A 2,254-nucleotide genomic window follows, 5' to 3' on the forward strand; every position below is an offset into this window, starting at 1 on the left:
ATCGGCTCCGACGGCTCGTTGACACCCATGAAGATCGGGTTAATTCCTGGGTGAGACCCGAGCGATTTCAATGAGTTGAGCGGAGTCGCACGCGTGCGACTCGCTGGCGCCCCGTGTTCGGGGAGGCGATCCGACGGCTCCGCCTAGAGGCCGGTCTCGAAGGTCTTGCCGATGACCAGGAAGACGCGGTTGCTGGTCGCATCCTCCGGGTCCTCGACGCGATGGCGGAAGCCGTAGCCGATCTGGGCGCTGACCGTCTCGGTCAGGTTGTGGATGTAGCTCGCGGTGAAGTCGGTGCGGTCGATGCCCGGATCGTCGGGATCGTCCTCGTCGACCTGGGTGGCGTAGGAGGCGTCGAGCGCGAGGCTCGAGACGCGGGTGAGCTCGTGGGTGAAGCCGAGCCCGGCGCCGGTGACGCGCGAGTCCGAGCCGTCCTGGCCGCCACCGTAGCGCTGGAAGACGCGACCGGAGATCCGGCCCCGGGGGAGGTTGTAGAAGCCGCGGACCACGCCGCTCAGGCGGTCCTGGGGGGCGGCGGTGGTCCAGCGCGCCTCGCCCGTGAGGGTGAAGTCGGGCAGGACGTAGCGGAAGTCGCCGCGGACCGTCGGACCGGTGTCGTGCTGGGTGGTGTCGCGGAAGTCGTCGATCGTCTCGTCGCGCTTGCGGTCGGCATAGCCGAGGCCGCCGCGGACCCGCAGGTTCTCGGTCGGGGTATAGGCGATCCCGACGTCGCCCTCGGCGACGTTGATCTCCTCGTCGGTGCTGTTGTCGGCCGAGTACCAGTAGTAGCCGGCGGCGGCGACGGCGGCAAAGACCGGGGTGATCTGCAGCGTCCAGGTGACGTCGCCCTGTGCCGAGCGCCGCGGCACGAGGTCGTCCCGGCCGGTGTCCTCGCTGTAGTCGAAGTTCGTCGCCGCGAGGTTGAAGTCGTAGGTGCTGGGCGAGTTGGTCCCGATGGCGAAGCCGATGTCGGCGTCGGAACGGTACTCGATCGAATCCCTCTGAAATCCGGTCAGGTCGTCGGGCAGCGGCCCGTCGATGTCGATCGGCCCGAGGTAGTCGACGCGCCGCGAGCGGATGCGGGCGCCGACGTCGAAGCTCGTGTTCGCTCCCTCGTCGCTGAAGTCGAAGTAGGCGGTGCTCGGCGAGGCGACGACGAAATCGAAGCTCTGGCCGGCCTCGTCGAGCGCGCGGAGGCCGGTGTCGAGGCCGAGCGCGAGGCTCTGGGTCGGGGTCTCCTTGAGATAGTCGAACGCGGCCCGGGTGTCGCCGTAGTAGCTCGTCCCCGGCGAGGGGTCGTCGAGGTTGTAGTTCGAGTCGCCTACGAGGCTCTGGGAGAGCGTGGTGGTGAGGACGCCGCCTGCCTCCTGGGCCTTCGCGGGGAGGAGCGCGAGGTCGGGAATCCCGGCGGTGACCGCCAGGGTCAGGGCGGCGAGAGCGGCGCGCTGCATTGGCCCCTCACTCGAAGAGGCGTCGCTCGGGGACGACGATCACGTCGCCCTCGCGCATCGTGATCATGGACTGGATGGCGGCGCCGCGCTCCACGGCGTTGAAGTTGAAGAGATAGAGCCGCTCCTGGCCGGTGGCCGGATCGTTGCGGCGGAGCTGGATGCGCTTGGTGGCGGCGAAGCGCTCGAGCCCGCCGGCGAGCGCGATCGCTTGGAGGAGGGTGGTGCCAGCCTCGACCTCGCGCAGGCCCGGATCGGCGACCTGGCCGACGACGTAGATCGGGAAGGTCTCGCCGGTATCGGAGACCGCGGTCACCGAGACGAAGACGCTCGGGCGGACGGCGAAGTTCGAGGCGAGGCGGTCGGCGATGGCATTCTCGACCGTGTCGACGGTGCGCCCCTGCGCCTGGATTGTGCCGGCGAGCGGCACCGAGATGCGGCCGTCGGGCAGGACCAGCACCGTCCGGTTCAGCGTCTCGTCCTCGAGCACGGTGATTGCGAGCTGGTCACCCGGCTGGATGCGGTAGCCCGCGCTCTGCGCGTACGCCAGCGGCGCGGCAAGGAGCGCCAGCAGGGTCGCGAGCAGGAATTTCCTCATCAAACTGCCTCGTTTCCGAAGATTCTTGTGAGATGTAAACCACAAGGAACCGCCGGGGGGAAAGGGGAAAGCCCCCGCCCGGCGCCGTTATGCCGGGCGGGCGTCGTCATTTTGCAACAGCAGGCACCGGTGGTGCTTGTGCCTCGGAAGGCCGGCAGGGGAATCGCATTTGAGGATTTGGGTTTTCTTCTGGGTTGAGATGGATTCT

Annotated in this window: 2 protein-coding genes; both read right to left on the reverse strand. The window is 68.3% G+C overall.

Annotation, left to right across the window (positions count from 1 at the left end; translation table 11 throughout):
• Nucleotides 1-143: 143 nt before the first annotated feature.
• Complete coding sequence (locus Q0112_RS00265) at nucleotides 144-1,451, reverse strand: hypothetical protein (RefSeq protein WP_297970057.1); 1,308 nt, start codon at nucleotides 1,449-1,451, stop codon at nucleotides 144-146.
• A gap of 7 nt (nucleotides 1,452-1,458) precedes the next feature.
• Nucleotides 1,459-2,046 carry a polysaccharide biosynthesis/export family protein gene (locus tag Q0112_RS00270; protein WP_297970058.1) on the reverse strand — a complete coding sequence of 196 codons (588 nt, stop codon included), beginning with the start codon at nucleotides 2,044-2,046 and terminating at the stop codon, nucleotides 1,459-1,461.
• Nucleotides 2,047-2,254: the final 208 nt, after the last annotated feature.

The sequence above is a fragment of the uncultured Amaricoccus sp. genome (assembly GCF_937858865.1).
In the GTDB taxonomy this organism is placed as follows: Bacteria; Pseudomonadota; Alphaproteobacteria; order Rhodobacterales; family Rhodobacteraceae; genus Amaricoccus.